The organism is Streptomyces koelreuteriae (assembly GCF_018604545.1).
GTDB classification, from domain to species: Bacteria; Actinomycetota; Actinomycetes; order Streptomycetales; family Streptomycetaceae; genus Streptomyces; species Streptomyces koelreuteriae.
In genome coordinates this window covers 1,390,777-1,404,486 of record NZ_CP075896.1, presented here as the reverse complement: position 1 = coordinate 1,404,486, position 13,710 = coordinate 1,390,777, and the positions used below count along the sequence as shown (strand labels likewise).

The following is a 13,710-nucleotide window of genomic DNA, read 5'->3' as shown; positions in this document are numbered from 1 at the left end:
AAAACATCACAAACCTACGGCAACCATCCCGCCCGACGCGCGGCGACCACAGCCTCGCCCCGGGTCCGCGCCCGCAGCTTCCGCATGGCCGACCGCAGATACCCCTTGACGGTCTCGGGCGTCACGCCCAGCCGCTCGGCGGCGACCGCGTTCGTGGCCCCCGCTGCGACACACGCCAGCACATCCACCTCCCGAGGCGCCGGCCGGACCCTGGCGGGCGAGGCGGATCCGGCCGTCAGCAGCGCACACGCCTCCAGCAGCTCGTCCCGCAGCTCCGGGTCCGCGATCTTCGGGGCCAGCGCCCGCAGCGCCGCGTGCGCCTCCCGCACCTGCTCCCAGCCCGCGCCCGCCCCGCCCCCGGCGGCGAGGGTCCGTGCCTCGTCCCGCATGACCAGGGCCCGCTCCACGTCCCGCGCCGCCTCGACCGCTGCTTCCAGCATGCGCCCGCCCAGGGGCAGGGCCGTCCGCAGCGCCCCGTACAGCACCCCGCGCACCCCGTGCCGTACGACCACCGGCACGGCCAGCACCGAGCGCAGCCCCTCCACGGCCACCGGGGCGTCGTACTCGTGGCTGATCTGCCGCGACACCGAGTAGTCCGTCACCACGCACGGCCGGGCCAGCACCACCGTCTTGCCGCCCAGCCCGTTCCCGGACGTCACCGCGAGGGAACGCAAGGCGTCCGTCGCCGTGCCGCTCAGCTCGCTGATGCGCATCCGCCGCCCGGCCTCCAGCAGGCCGCCGAAGGCGACGGGGAGACCGGTGGCGCGCCGCAGACGCAGCAGCGCGTTGCGTATCTCGACGGCGTCGGACGCGTCTGCTGTCACCTGTTCGCCCCTTCACTACGGCTCCTGTGCGGGCGCACCCCCCGTTCGGGGGTAGTGAGTCCTGCATCACGGATTACACGATGGTTGGGAGCCGCCCGGCAATGGTCCGGTACTCAGGAGGACAGATGACATCGGCGACGGAGATGTTCCGCGAGGCGCGGGACTTCCTGCTGGAACACCGCGAGGACTACGCCACGGCCTACGACGGCTTCCGCTGGCCCCGTCCCGAGTACTTCAACTGGGCGCTCGACTGGTTCGACGAGATCGCGGAGGGCAACGCCCGCACCGCCCTGCACATCGTCGAGGAGGACGGCCGCGAGACCCGGCTGTCCTTCGGGGAGATGTCCGTGCGCTCGGCCCAGTTCGCCAACTGGCTGCGCGCCCGGGGCGTGCGCGCCGAGGACCGGATCCTCGTCATGCTCGGCAACCAGGCCGAACTGTGGATCACCGCGCTCGCGGCGATGAAGCTGCGCGCGGTGGTCATCCCGGCCACGCCGCTGCTCGGCCCGGCCGACCTGCGCGACCGTGTCGACCGCGGCCGGGTCCGGCATGTCATCGCGCGCCCGGAGGACACCGGCAAGTTCGCCGAGGTCTCCGGCGACTACACACGCATCGCGGCAGGTACGGCCCCCGAGGGCTGGCTGCCGCTGGAGGACGCGTACGGAGCCCCCGCCGACTTCGCCCCCGACGCCCCGACCCGGGCCGACGACCCGCTGATGCTCTACTTCACCTCGGGCACCACCGCCCGGCCCAAACTCGTCGAGCACACCCACACCTCGTACCCGATCGGGCACCTGTCGACGATGTACTGGATCGGCCTCAAGCCAGGCGACGTGCATCTGAACATCTCCTCCCCGGGCTGGGCCAAGCACGCCTGGTCCAACCTCTTCGCCCCCTGGAACGCCGAGGCGACCGTCTTCCTGTACAACTACACGCGCTTCGACGCGGCCCGTCTCATGGCGGAGATGGACCGGGCCGGCGTCACGACCTTCTGCGCCCCGCCGACCGTGTGGCGCATGCTCATCCAGGCCGACCTGACTCAGCTGCGCACCCGCCCGCGCGAGGTCGTCGCCGCCGGTGAACCGCTCAACCCGGAGGTCATCGAGCAGGTCCGCCGGTCCTGGGGCGTCACCATCCGGGACGGCTTCGGCCAGACCGAGACGGCCGTACAGGTCGCCAACAGCCCCGGACAGCCCCTCAAGACCGGCTCGATGGGCCGGCCCAGCCCCGGCTACCGCGTCGAACTGCTGGACCCCGTCTCGGGCGCCCCGGGCGCGAGCGAGGGGGAGATCGCCCTCGACCTGTCGGAGAGCCCGGTCGGCCTGATGACCGGCTACCACGGCGACGCGGACCGGACGGCGGAGTCGATGGCCGGCGGCTACTACCGCACCGGCGACATCGGCGCCCGCGACGAGGACGGCTACATCACCTACGTCGGCCGCGCGGACGACGTCTTCAAGGCGAGTGACTACAAGATCTCGCCCTTCGAGCTGGAGAGCGCGCTGCTGGAGCACGAGGCCGTGGCGGAGGCGGCGGTCGTCCCCGCGCCGGACGAGCTGCGCCTCGCCGTGCCGAAGGCGTACGTCGTCCTGGCCGAGGGCTGGGAGCCCGGTCCGGACACCGCGAAGGTGCTGTTCGAGCACTCCCGGGAGGCCCTGGCCCCCTACAAGCGCATCCGCCGTCTGGAGTTCGGCGCGCTGCCCAAGACCGTCTCCGGCAAGATCCGCCGCATCGAGCTGCGCGAGGCCACGGCGGCCGGGTCGGACGCCGAGTACCGCGAGGAGGACTTCCGGTGACGTCGTACAGCCATGGAACCGGCGGGACGGCCCTGCTCGGCGACACGATCGGGGCCAACCTGGACCGGGCGGTGGCCGCCTGGCCGGAGCGCGAGGCACTGGTCGACGTCCCGTCCGGGAGGCGCTGGACGTACGCGCAATTCGGCTCAGCCGTCGACGAGTTGGCGTCCGCGCTGCACGCCTCCGGTGTCGCCAAGGGCGACCGGGTGGGCATCTGGGCGGTGAACTGCCCCGAGTGGGTGCTCGTCCAGTACGCCACCGCCCGCATCGGCGCGATCATGGTGAACATCAACCCGGCCTACCGCACGCACGAGGTCGAGTACGTCCTCAAGCAGGCCGGTGTGTCCCTGCTGTTCGCCTCCGTCAGCCACAAGGCGAGCGACTACCGGGCGATGGTCGGGCAAGTACGGGACAGGTGCGCCGAGTTGCGCGAGGTCGTGTACGTCGGCGACCCGAGCTGGGAGGCGCTGCTGGGACGGGCCACCCCGGACGCCCGGTCCCGGTTCCCGGAGCTGTCCTGCGACGACCCGATCAACATCCAGTACACGTCGGGCACGACGGGCTTCCCCAAGGGCGCGACCCTCTCACACCACAACATCCTCAACAACGGGTACTTCGTGGGCGAGTCGATCGCCTACAGCGAGCAGGACCGGGTGTGCGTGCCCGTCCCCTTCTACCACTGCTTCGGCATGGTGATGGGCAATCTGGCCGCCACCTCGCACGGCGCCTGCATCGTCATCCCCGCCCCGTCCTTCGACCCGAAGGCCACCCTGGACGCGGTCCAGCAGGAGCGCTGCACCTCGCTCTACGGCGTCCCGACCATGTTCATCGCGGAGCTGAACCTCCCCGGCTTCGCGGCGTACGACCTCTCCTCCCTGCGCACCGGCATCATGGCGGGCTCGCCCTGCCCGGTCGAGGTGATGAAGCGGGTGGTCGCCGAGATGCACTTGGCGGAGGTCTCCATCTGCTACGGCATGACCGAGACCTCCCCGGTGTCCCTCCAGACCCGGCGGGACGACGACCTGGAGCACCGCACGGGCACCGTGGGCCGGGTCCTGCCGCACATCGAGGTCAAGGTCGTCGATCCCGCGACGGGCGTGACACAACCCCGGGGCACGGCGGGCGAGTTGTGCACCCGCGGCTACAGCGTGATGCTCGGCTACTGGAACGAGCCGGAGAAGACCGCCGAGGCCATCGACGCGGGCCGCTGGATGCACACCGGCGACCTCGCCGTGATGCGCGAGGACGGCTATGTCGAGATCGTCGGCCGCATCAAGGACATGATCATCCGGGGCGGGGAGAACATCTACCCCCGCGAGATCGAGGAGTTCCTCTACGGCCACCCGAGCATCCAGGACGTCCAGGTCGTGGGCATCCCGCACGACCACTACGGCGAGGAGGTCCTGGCCTGCGTCATCCCCCACGACCCGGCCGCCCCGCCGACCCTGCACGACGTACGGTCCTTCTGCGAGGGGCAGTTGGCCCACTACAAGATCCCGAGCAGGCTTCAGATCCTCGACTCCTTCCCGATGACGGTGTCCGGGAAGGTACGCAAGGTGGAGCTGCGGGAGAGGTTCTCGGACGGGCAGGGGTAGGTCACAGCGGTGCGCGCATGCATACCCGTGGCCAGCGGTTCAGGCCGTGTTCGGCCTCTGTCGTGCGGATCGCGCGGAGGCCGGGGGTGAGGTCGGGCTCGGTCAGGGGGTGGAAGCCGAGGCGGGCGTAATAAGGGGCGTTCCATGGGACCTCCGTGAAGGTGGTCAGCGTCAGGGCGGTCAGGCCCTCCTCGCGGGCCCGGTCGGCGGCGTGGGCCAGGAGGTCTCGGCCCACGCCGCGGCGTGCGGCACGCGGGTGGACCGAGACCTGCTCGATGTGCAGCGCGCCGTCCACGGGTTCGGCGAGGAGGTATGCGACCGGGTGGTCCCGCTCGTCCACCGCGACCCAGCAGCGGCCGGACCGGCGGTAGCGCTCCAGTACGTCGAGCCCGGGCGGTTCGTCGTCGGCGATCTCCGGCATGCCGAGGTCGCGGAAGGGGGCTCCGGCGGCGCGTTCGATGTCCTGGAGGGCGGGGAGTTCGGCGGATGCCGCGGGGCGGATGCGGGTGCGCATGCTGTGAGTATGCGGCGCGGTGGTGTGGTCAGGGGGCCGATTTTCCGGTGCCGGTGGTGGCCAGCGCCTCGGCCGGGGCGTTCACCGGGCGCGGTGTGCCGGTGAGGTCGAGGACGAACAGGGGGATGCCCAGGGCGTCGGCGCGGGCCCGGGCGTCGTCCGCGTACCCGGCGAGGGAGAAGTAGAGGCAGTCCGCCGACTCCGTCATGGCCGCCAGCCACAGGCACTCCACGTCCCGCAGTGTCGCGGGGCGCACCGCCGGGTCGACCTGCGCGAGGACGCCGCGGGCGGCGAGGCCGATGCCGGACGGGGGACGCTGGTCGGCCCGGCGTACGCCCCGGTAGCCGAGCCAGCGCAGATACAGCGCGGCGGCCGTGACGGCGTCGCGCGCGGTGCGGATGGTGACGGACCGGAAGGGAGGCCTGACGGCAGCGGCATCAGCGGCGGCAGCAGCAGCGGCGCCTGTGATGGCGGTGGCGGCCGCCGCGTCCGGTGCGTCCGGCGTGGACTGCCGGGAGGCATCGCCATCCCGGCCGGTTACTCCCCGCCCCTCCGCCACCGGCACCCGCAGCACCGTCCCGCATCCGCACCCCAGTTCCGGACGCGGCCACTCCCCGCTCCGGCCGCAGGACGCGCAGCGCACCGTCACCCAGTCCTCCTGCCACACGCGATGGGAGACGGGCGTCGCCGGACGGCGGTGGTCCAGGCGCGGGGCGACCGGCGCCCCGCACACACAGGGGTACGCCGGAGCCGTGTAGCGGTGCTCGCGCCGGCAGGCCGGGCAGCGCACCGGGACGGTCTCGGCCATGTCTCTCCAGAACCGCGTCGCGTCGGGACAGCGGATCCATCGTGCTCCTTGACGGCCTTCGGCAGCCCCACTTACATTAATTCCAGATCGTAGAAAATATTTTCCACAATACGGAAGAGCTCACCGCGGGGCGCGACGGGAGTGCGAATCCGACAGCCGAAGCAGGAGTACTCGATGGCTCGAATGACCGCTGCCCGCGCGGCAGTTGAGATCCTCAAGCGCGAGGGCGTGACCGACGCGTTCGGTGTCCCGGGCGCGGCGATCAACCCCTTCTACGCGGCCCTCAAGGCCTCCGGCGGCATCGCCCACACCCTCGCCCGGCACGTCGAGGGCGCCTCGCACATGGCCGAGGGCTACACCCGCACCCACCCGGGCAACATCGGCGTCTGCATCGGCACCTCGGGCCCGGCCGGCACCGACATGATCACGGGCCTCTACTCCGCGACCGGCGACTCCATCCCGATCCTGTGCGTCACCGGCCAGGCCCCGACCGCCGTGATCCACAAGGAGGACTTCCAGGCCGTCGACATCGCCTCGATCGCCAAGCCGGTCACAAAGATGGCCGTGACCGTCCTGGAGGCCGCGCAGGTCCCCGGCGTCTTCCAGCAGGCCTTCCACCTGATGCGCTCCGCCCGGCCCGGGCCGGTCCTCATCGACCTGCCGATCGACGTCCAGCTCACGGAGATCGAGTTCGACCCGGAGACGTACGAGCCGCTCCCGGTCTACAAGCCGGCCGCGACCCGCCCCCAGATCGAGAAGGCGATCACGCTCCTCAACGAGTCGGAGCGGCCGCTGATCGTCGCCGGCGGCGGGATCATCAACGCCGACGCGGCGGAACTGCTCGTCGAATTCGCCGAGTTGACCGGCACCCCGGTGGTCCCCACCCTGATGGGCTGGGGCCTCCTCCCCGACGACCACGAGCTGAACGCCGGCATGGTCGGCCTCCAGACCTCGCACCGCTACGGCAACGCGACCTTCCTGGAGTCCGACTTCGTCCTCGGTATCGGCAACCGCTGGGCCAACCGCCACACCGGCAAGCTCGACGTCTACACGGCCGGGCGGAAGTTCGTCCACGTCGACATCGAGCCCACCCAGATCGGCAAGATCTTCGCCCCGGACTACGGCATCGCCTCCGACGCCAAGGCCGCGCTGGCACTGTTCGTCGAGGTGGCGAAGGAGTTGAAGGCAGAAGGCAAGCTGCCCGACCGCACCGCGTGGGCCGCCTCCGCCCAGGAGCGGAAGGCGACGCTCCAGCGCCGTACGCACTTCGACGACATCCCGATCAAGCCGCAGCGCGTCTACGAGGAGATGAACAAGGCCTTCGGCCCGGAGACCCGCTATGTCTCCACCATCGGCCTCTCGCAGATCGCCGGCGCCCAGATGCTCCACGTCTACCGGCCGCGCCACTGGATCAACTGCGGTCAGGCCGGCCCGCTCGGCTGGACCGTCCCGGCCGCGCTCGGCGTCGCCAAGGCCGACCCGGAGGCGTCCGTCGTGGCGCTCTCCGGCGACTACGACTTCCAGTTCATGCTGGAGGAACTGGCCGTCGGCGCGCAGCACAAGATCCCCTACGTCCATGTCCTCGTGAACAACTCCTACCTGGGCCTGATCCGCCAGGCGCAGCGGGCGTTCGACATCGACTTCCAGGTCAACCTGGAGTTTGAGAACATCAACGCCCCGGAGCTCGGCGTCTACGGCGTCGACCACGTCAGGGTCGCCGAGGGCCTCGGCTGCAAGGCGATCCGCGTCACCGACCCCGCCGAGCTGGGAGCCGCCTTCGAGCAGGCCAAGAAGCTCGCCGCGGAGTACCGGGTCCCGGTGGTCGTCGAGGCGATCCTGGAGCGGGTCACCAACATCTCCATGTCGACGACCAACGACATCGGCAATGTCGTGGAGTTCGAGGAGATCGCGACCGAGCCCGGGCACGCGCCGACGTCGATCAAGACGCTGAAGGTCTGACGCGGCAGGAGCGCGTACGAGCAGAGGGGCGGCCCGTCCATTCGGACGGGCCGCCCCTTGTACGTTCCGGTCAGCTTCCGCCGCCTCCGCATCCGCCCCCGCCGCCACCCCCACCGCAGTAGTGGTAACCCCCGCCTCCGCCGCCCCTGCCGCGCGGTGAGTTCTTGAGGAGGCTCCTGCCGCCCACCTCGGCCCGGCGGACCAGCCCCGCCCGCAGGGCGAAGCGCGGCACCAGCAGATGCAGGGCCGGCTCGCCGTGCAGGGCGACGGCCAGCAGCCGCTCGTCGTCGGTCAGGCCGCGCCTGCTCGTCGGCAGCGGATGGCTCTGCCGCAGCTCCCGCACATGGCGTCGGGCGGAGCGCGTCGGACCGAGCAGCGGATAGCGCAGCAGGCCCGCCCCCGCGAGGGGGATGCGCATCAGGGCCAGCGCGATCCTGATGTCCGGGTCCTTCACCAGCGTCCGCGGCCCGGCGGGCTCGCGCAGGGATGTGTGCACCGCCTGCGCCAAGGGCGACGGCGGCCGCTCCGCGGGCACGAGGTCCGCGATGCCCCTCCGTATCGTCCCCGGCCGGTCGGCCACCACCAGACCCCGCAGATACAGATCCACCACGGCGACGGTGACGGCGGCCCGCGGGCCTTCCCCCAGCAGTGCGATCTCGTGCGGCTCCAGCCGGACCGCCGTACCGTCGCTCATGGCTCCACCCCCGTGACGGGGTCCGCCGCCCCCGTGCCGACGGGCCCCCGTGTGACGAGAATGTGCCCGGCCCCGGGGGCGGTTGAAGCCCCCGGGGCCGGGTTCAGAGGTCTATTTGAGGATGCCGTACGGGGCCTACGACCGCTGCCGTAGGCGTGGTCACGCGTCGTGGTGCTCCGACAGTCCCGGCCAGTCGTCCGGGCCGCCGCCCTGCCACTCGACGAGGTCGCTCTCCGCGACGTCGGTGACGTACAGGTCGGCCAGCCGCAGGATCTCGGCGACGTCGTCGGCGTGGGTGGCGACGCCCAGGGGTTCCTCGCCCAGGGTGACCCGGCGGGATCCGTCCAGGGCGGGGGAGTGGACCACGACATGCGGATGCTGGGTGGAAGGTGCCATGTCTTCAGGCTCCTGCGGACGCACCTGTTCCGCACCCTGACGGGCTGGCCGTCCGACGGCGCGAGGCTGGGCGCGACAGGACATTCGCGCCGCCGGACGGGGTCTGTGAGGGGAGGGAGGGGAGAGGTGCTGGGACCGCGGCGGTGCGAAGGGGCCCGGAGCGGTCTTCCCTCGGGTCGAGAAGCCCGCTCCCGGTCCTTCACCACCGCACTGGCTCGCAGCCGCCGCGGTCCACACCCTGCCCGCGTCCGTGCCCGGGGCGACCACCCCTCATCCGGGTCGCCCCGCGCGGTCGGACACGGTCAGGGAGTTCAGTCCTCGCGCAGAGCGCGGACCGCCTCTTCCACGCGCCGCCCGTACTCGGGGTCGGCGGCGTGGAAGTGCGCGAGGTTCTTCTCGATCACGTCGTCGCGGGAGACCTGGGAGAGGCCGCCGGCGATGTTCGCGATCAGCCGGGACTTCTCCTCGGCGGACATCAGCCGGTACAGCTCGCCGGCCTGGAAGAAGTCGTCGTCCTTGGTGTGGAGGGGCGCCGCGTGGGTGCCCGTGTGGCCGTCGACCGCCAGCGGTGCCGACAGCGGGCGGCCGGTCTCGGCCGGGCCGTCGTAGGAGTTCGGCTCGTAGTTCTTCGCCGCGCGGCCCTGGGAGTTCGACGCCATGAGGCCGTCGCGGCCGTAGTTCCGCGCGGTCGTGGCCTTGGGCGCGTTGACGGCCAGCTGCGTGTGGTTGACGCCCAGGCGGTAGCGGTGGGCGTCCGCGTAGGCGAACAGGCGGCCCTGGAGCATCTTGTCGGGCGAGGGACCGATGCCGGGCACGAAGTTGTTCGGGGAGAACGCGGCCTGCTCGACCTCCGCGAACACGTTGTCCGGGTTGCGGTCCAGCACCAGCCGGCCCACCCGCCGCAGCGGGTAGTCCTGGTGCGGCCAGACCTTGGTCACGTCGAACGGGTTGAAGCGGTAGCCGTCCGCCTCCGCCGCGGGCATGAGCTGGACGTAGAGGGTCCAGGACGGACGCACGCCCCGCTCGATGGCCTGGAGCAGATCCGTCTGGTGGGAGTTCGCGTCCCTGCCGACGGTCTCGGCGGCCTGCTCGGCGCTGAGGGAGCGGATGCCCTGGTTGGTCTTGAAGTGGTACTTGACGAAGAAGGCCTCGCCCGCGCTGTTCGTCCACTGGTAGGTGTGCGAGCCGTAGCCGTTCATGTGCCGGTACGAGGCCGGGATGCCGCGGTCGCCCATCAGCCAGGTCACCTGGTGCGTCGCCTCGGGGGAGTGCGCCCAGAAGTCCCAGACGTTGTCCGGCTCCTGACGGCCCGTGAACGGGTCGCGCTTCTGCGAGTGGATGAAGTCGGGGAACTTGATCGGGTCCTTGATGAAGAACACCGGGGTGTTGTTCCCGACGAGGTCGTAATTGCCCTCCTCCGTATAGAACTTGACCGCGAAGCCACGCGGGTCGCGCACCGCGTCCGCGCCGCCGAGCGAGTCGGCCACGGTGGAGAAGCGCACGAACACCTCGGTGCGCCTGCCGACGGTGCTCAGGAAGTCGGCGTACGTGAACTCCGTGACGTCGTCGGTCACTTCGAAGTGGCCGTAGGCGCCCGAGCCACGGGCGTGCACCACACGCTCCGGGATGCGCTCGCGGTTGAAGCGCGCCAGCTTCTCCAGCAGATGCTGGTCCTGGAGCAGAAGCGGGCCGCCGGCGCCGGCGGTGGCGGAGTTCTGGTTGTCGGCGACGGGGGCGCCGGACTCGGTGGTGAGCACGCGCTGCGACATCGTGACCTTCCGATACGAGAGGGCAGCGGAAAAGTGTTTCCGCTTCGTGGAGCCTAGGGTCGGGGTGAACCGAGCGTCAACAGTTTGTTGAAGTGGTGGATAGGGCTGAGCCGGGCGGCGCCGCCCCTTTGGGCGCGACAGGACAGGTGTCAGCGGCGGCGCCGCCCGGGGTCCGGGAGACCCCGAGGGGTCACGGGGTTACAGAGAGGGTTACGGGCGTACGGGGATCAGACCTGGGCGCCGGACAGCCGCTCCACGGCCCGCAGCAGCGCCGAGTGGTCCAGGCCGCCGTCGCCCTGCGCGCGCAGGCTCGCGACCAGCTGCGCGACCACGGCGCCGACGGGCAGGGCCGCGCCGACAGTGCGGGCGGCGTCCGTGACGATGCCCATGTCCTTGTGGTGCAGGTCGATACGGAAGCCCGGCTTGAATTCCCGGCCGAGGAAGTTGTCCTTCTTGCGGGTCAGTACGGTCGAGCCGGCGAGGCCGCCGTTCAGGACGTCCAGGGCCGCCTTCAGGTCCACGCCGGACTTCTCCAGGAAGACCACGGCCTCGGCGCACGCCTGGATGTTCACGGCGACGATCAGCTGGTTGGCGGCCTTCACGGTCTGGCCCGAGCCGTGCGGGCCGCACAGCACGATGGTCTTGCCGAGCGCGTCGAGGATCGGCTTCGCGGTGTCGAAGTCGGCCTGCTCGCCGCCGACCATGATGGACAGCACGGCCTCGATCGCACCGGCCTCGCCGCCGGACACCGGGGCGTCCAGCACGCGGATGCCCTTGTCCTTCGCGGCCTTGGCCAGGTCGACCGAGGTCTGCGGCGTGATCGAGGACATGTCGATCAGCAGGGCGCCGGACTTCGCGTGCTCCAGGATGCCGTCGGGGCCGTAGGAGATGGCCTCGACCTGGGGGGAGGCCGGGACCATCGTGATGACGACGTCGGCGTCCTTCACGGCCTCGGCGATGGAGGGGGCGGCGGTGCCGCCCGCCGCCGTGAGACGGTCCAGCTTGTCCTGCTCCAGGGTGAAGCCGGTGACCTGGTAACCCGCCTTGATCAGGTTCTCGGACATGGGGGAGCCCATGATGCCGAGTCCGATCCAGGCAACCGCCGGGCGGGTCGGGTGGGGGGAAGCTGCGAGATTGGTGCTCATGATGGGGTGCCTTTCGGTGCGAGGGTCAGCGGGGCAGCCAGTCGAAGGCCTCGGCGCTCGGGCGGTCGCCCGGCTTGTACTCGAGGCCGACCCAGCCGTCGTAGCCCGCCTTCCGCAGCCGGTCGAGGAGGTCTTCGAGGGGGAGCGCGCCCGTCCCGGGGGCGCCGCGGCCGGGGTTGTCGGCGATCTGGACGTGACCGGTCTTCGCGGCGAACCGCTCGATCACCGACGGGAGGTCCTCGCCGTTCATGGACAGGTGGTAGAGGTCCATCAGGAACCGCGCGTTGCCCAGGCCGGTCGCCTCGTTGACCTTGTCGACGACGTCCACGGCCGCCGGGGCGGAGACCAGCGGGTACAGCGGTGACTCGGGCCGGTTCAGCGCCTCGATCAGCAGCACCGCACCGATCCGGTCCGCGGCCCGGGCCGCCAGGGTCAGGTTCTCCAGCGCGAGCGCGTCCTGCTCGGCCGGGTCCACGCCCTCGACGCGGTTGCCGTACAGGGCGTTGAGGGCCGTGCAGCCCAGGGAGGCGGCGAAGTCGGCGGCCACGTCGATGTTGGCGCGGAACCGCTCCGACTCCTCGCCCGGGATCGACAGGGCGCCGCGGTCCGGGCCCGGGAGCTGCCCGGCGTAGAAGTTCAGCCCGGTGAGCCGGACGCCCGCCTCCTCGATCGCCCGCTTCAGGGCGTCGAGCTCGGAACGCTCCGGGACGGGTGAGTCGGTCCAGGGCCACCACAGCTCGACCGCGGTGAAGCCGGCCGCGGCGGCGGCAGCGGGGCGCTCCAGGAGGGGGAGCTCCGTGAAGAGGATCGACAGGTTGACGTTGAAGCGCTGGTCTGCGAATCCCATCGGGTCGGCGCTCCCTTCCTTGTCTTCCGACGTGTCTTCCAGAAGGTATTCCGTATTGCGGAATCATGTTTCTGCTTAACGGAAGATTGCCCGTGGCGCCCGAGGGCTGTCAAGAGGGGCTGCCGGAAAGTCCGTCCCGCCCGGCGGTCGGCGATCATGCTTGCCGCGACTGTGGGTAGGCGGGGCCCGCGAACTGCCACATCGAGGAACGGAGCCATTCCAGTGCTGACAACAGCAGGCACAGAGCTGGCCGCCCCATGGTCGGGTTGGGTGCAGGACCACACCGAGGCGCTCATCGGGATACCACTGCGGATCGCGCTCATCATCGCGGTCCTGGCAGTGGTCCGCTGGGTGGCCAAGCGAGCCATCACCCGGGTCGTGCGCCACGTGCTGGAACCTGCCGGTGGTGAGGGCGATGCCACGCCGTCAAGGGCGCCGGGCCGGGGTCTCGTCGTCCTGCACCGTGACCGGTCGCTCGGCCGGCAGCGACGCGAGCAGCGTGCCCGCACCATCGGTTCGGTGCTCAGCAGTGCGGTGACGATCATCCTGTCGCTGGTCGGAGTCGCCATGGTGCTGGACCAGGTGGGCATCGCCCTGGGTCCGCTCATGGCCAGCGCCGGCGTCGTCGGCCTGGCGATCGGCTTCGGCGCCCAGAGCCTGGTCGCCGACTACCTGTCCGGTCTGCTGATCATGGTCGAGGACCAGTACGGCGTCGGTGACTCGGTCGATCTCGGCGAGGCCGTCGGGGAAGTGGAACACGTCGGCCTTCGGCTGACGCATGTGCGTGACCTCAACGGAGGCCTCTGGCACATCCGCAACGGCGAGATCCTGCGCGTGCGCAACGACAGCCAGGACTGGGCCCGTGCCGTCCTGGACGTCGCCGTGGCCTACGACTCCAACCTCGACACCGTGTACCGCGTACTGGAGGAGACCGGTCAGGGCCTTCGCCAGGAACCGGCCTTCGCCGGCCTCCTGCTGGAGGACCCCGCCGTGTGGGGCGTGCAGTCGCTGGACGCCGACGGTGTCATCGTGCGCCTCGCCGTCAAGACCACTCCGCTGCAGCAGTGGGCCGTCACCCGCGAACTGCGCCGCCGGGTCAAGGACGCACTCGACGAGGCCGGCATCGACATCCCGTTCCCCCAGCGCACCATCTGGCTGCGTACGGAGGATGCGGCCGACGATCGCGTGCCGTCTGTTCGGTGACCTCCGGTCAGGCGCGGCCGGCCACGCGGAACGGTCAGGACCGTGAGCCGGGCCCGGCTCACGGTCCAGGCCGACGGCATCGCGCATATGCCCAACCTCGCTCCGGCCGCGTTAAGGTCGAGTCGGAGCGGCTGGGCGCACCGGCGCTCAGTGCCCTCTC

12 protein-coding genes are annotated in these 13,710 nt (G+C 71.0%); 4 read left to right on the top strand and 8 right to left on the bottom strand.

Annotation, left to right across the window (positions count from 1 at the left end):
* Positions 1-14: 14 nt before the first annotated feature.
* Complete coding sequence (locus tag KJK29_RS06240; protein ID WP_215117699.1) at positions 15-824, bottom strand: helix-turn-helix transcriptional regulator; 810 nt, start codon at positions 822-824, stop codon at positions 15-17.
* Positions 825-949: 125 nt separating this feature from the next.
* Between KJK29_RS06240 and KJK29_RS06235 the strand changes: the two genes are divergently transcribed.
* Complete coding sequence (locus tag KJK29_RS06235) at positions 950-2,620, top strand: AMP-binding protein (RefSeq protein ID WP_215117698.1); 1,671 nt, start codon at positions 950-952, stop codon at positions 2,618-2,620.
* Entirely contained in the window at positions 2,617-4,215 is a 1,599-nt protein-coding gene (locus tag KJK29_RS06230) for an AMP-binding protein (RefSeq protein ID WP_215117697.1), read from the top strand. The genes KJK29_RS06235 and KJK29_RS06230 overlap by 4 nt, the downstream gene beginning before the upstream one ends.
* 1 nt (position 4,216) lies before the next feature.
* Here KJK29_RS06230 and KJK29_RS06225 read toward each other — a convergent pair whose 3' ends face one another.
* Both KJK29_RS06225 and KJK29_RS06220 read right to left on the bottom strand, forming a co-directional pair.
* Positions 4,217-4,729 (bottom strand): GNAT family N-acetyltransferase, encoded by a 513-nt coding sequence (locus KJK29_RS06225; RefSeq protein WP_215117696.1) that lies wholly within the window; start codon positions 4,727-4,729, stop codon positions 4,217-4,219.
* A gap of 28 nt (positions 4,730-4,757) precedes the next feature.
* Complete coding sequence (locus tag KJK29_RS06220; protein WP_215117695.1) at positions 4,758-5,537, bottom strand: hypothetical protein; 780 nt, start codon at positions 5,535-5,537, stop codon at positions 4,758-4,760.
* Positions 5,538-5,711: 174 nt separating this feature from the next.
* Between KJK29_RS06220 and gcl the strand changes: the two genes are divergently transcribed.
* Complete coding sequence (gene gcl / locus KJK29_RS06215) at positions 5,712-7,496, top strand: glyoxylate carboligase (protein ID WP_215117694.1); 1,785 nt, start codon at positions 5,712-5,714, stop codon at positions 7,494-7,496.
* A gap of 70 nt (positions 7,497-7,566) precedes the next feature.
* Here gcl and KJK29_RS06210 read toward each other — a convergent pair whose 3' ends face one another.
* The 5 genes from KJK29_RS06210 to KJK29_RS06190 all read right to left on the bottom strand — a co-directional run bounded on the left by KJK29_RS06210 (position 7,567) and on the right by KJK29_RS06190 (position 12,347).
* Positions 7,567-8,190: a DUF2207 domain-containing protein gene (locus KJK29_RS06210; RefSeq protein ID WP_215117693.1), complete on the bottom strand. Its 624-nt coding sequence runs from the start codon at positions 8,188-8,190 to the stop codon at positions 7,567-7,569.
* Positions 8,191-8,349: 159 nt separating this feature from the next.
* On the bottom strand, positions 8,350-8,586 hold the full coding sequence (locus KJK29_RS06205) for a hypothetical protein (RefSeq protein WP_215117692.1): 237 nt from the start codon (positions 8,584-8,586) through the stop codon (positions 8,350-8,352).
* Positions 8,587-8,897: 311 nt separating this feature from the next.
* Positions 8,898-10,355 (bottom strand): catalase, encoded by a 1,458-nt coding sequence (locus KJK29_RS06200; protein ID WP_215117691.1) that lies wholly within the window; start codon positions 10,353-10,355, stop codon positions 8,898-8,900.
* A 227-nt stretch (positions 10,356-10,582) separates the two neighbouring features.
* Complete coding sequence (locus tag KJK29_RS06195; protein ID WP_215117690.1) at positions 10,583-11,500, bottom strand: 2-hydroxy-3-oxopropionate reductase; 918 nt, start codon at positions 11,498-11,500, stop codon at positions 10,583-10,585.
* A 25-nt stretch (positions 11,501-11,525) separates the two neighbouring features.
* Positions 11,526-12,347 (bottom strand): TIM barrel protein, encoded by an 822-nt coding sequence (locus tag KJK29_RS06190; RefSeq protein ID WP_215117689.1) that lies wholly within the window; start codon positions 12,345-12,347, stop codon positions 11,526-11,528.
* 270 nt (positions 12,348-12,617) lie between these two features.
* On the opposite strand from KJK29_RS06190, the gene KJK29_RS06185 reads away from it, so the two are divergent.
* Entirely contained in the window at positions 12,618-13,550 is a 933-nt protein-coding gene (locus KJK29_RS06185; protein ID WP_251057723.1) for a mechanosensitive ion channel family protein, read from the top strand.
* Positions 13,551-13,710: the final 160 nt, after the last annotated feature.